1 protein-coding gene is annotated in these 867 nt (G+C 66.0%); it reads right to left on the bottom strand.

Annotation, left to right across the window (positions count from 1 at the left end):
- Positions 1 to 15 precede the first annotated feature (15 nt).
- A partial coding sequence (locus tag CO666_RS33415; RefSeq protein WP_245436927.1) for a transposase occupies positions 16 to 867 on the bottom strand: 852 nt, incomplete at its 5' end.

Raw genomic sequence — 867 nt, forward strand, 5'->3', positions numbered from 1 at the left:
CCTCACCAAGTCAGTTTATGCCGGGATGGGCGCAATTTGATTTTGCTGTCGCAAGGCGTCCCTGACGCGTGCGTTTGCGATGGTGATGATCTTGCGCATGATGGCGGTGAGGGCGACGCGTTTGGGCTTTGCGGCCTTGAGCAGAGCCTTGTAGGCGACGGCGAGCGGATTGTCGCCGCGGCAAGCGGCGAGAGCGGCGATGAAGAGCGCCGGTCGGATCTGGCGCCGTCCGCCGGTGGTTGAGCGATGCCAACTGGCCTTGCCGCTGTCTTTGGGATGCGGAGCGACGCCGGCCAGGCTTGCGATCTGGCGGCGATTGAGGCTGCCGAGTTCGGGCATGACGGCCAGCAGCAGCGGCACCAGGACTTGGCCGATGCCCGGCACCGAGCGCAACGGCTCGACCCGCAGCGCCAGGTCGCGGCTTTCTGTGATCAAGGTGTTAATCTCGGCGTTGAGGGCTTTGATATGGCGATCCAGTTCGGCGAGATGGGCCTGAATGTTATCGGCGACCAGGCGGCTGCGCGGCGCCTTCAGCCGGTTCTGCTCCTGGACGCGCATGGCGACGAGGTCGAGGCGGCGGGCAACCAGCAGCTCGAGCTTCTGCTGGCAGGGCTCGGCCGGCTGCCAGCGCGGCAGTGCTGCTGTGCGGTCGTGGCCATAGCGGAACAGCCAGCGGGCGTCGATCGGATCGCTCTTGGCGTGCTTGCCGAAGGATTTGATATAGGCCTTGACCTTGGCGGGATCGGCGCGATGGGCGGGAATGGCCAGTTCCAGGAGCACGCAAAGCAGGATGTCTTCATGGCCGCCGGTGGCCTCGCACACGGCGAGCGTGGCGGTGGCCTGATACGGCTGCAGGGCGGCGCGAAG

The sequence above is a fragment of the Rhizobium chutanense genome (assembly GCF_002531935.1).
Taxonomy (GTDB): Bacteria; Pseudomonadota; Alphaproteobacteria; order Rhizobiales; family Rhizobiaceae; genus Rhizobium; species Rhizobium chutanense.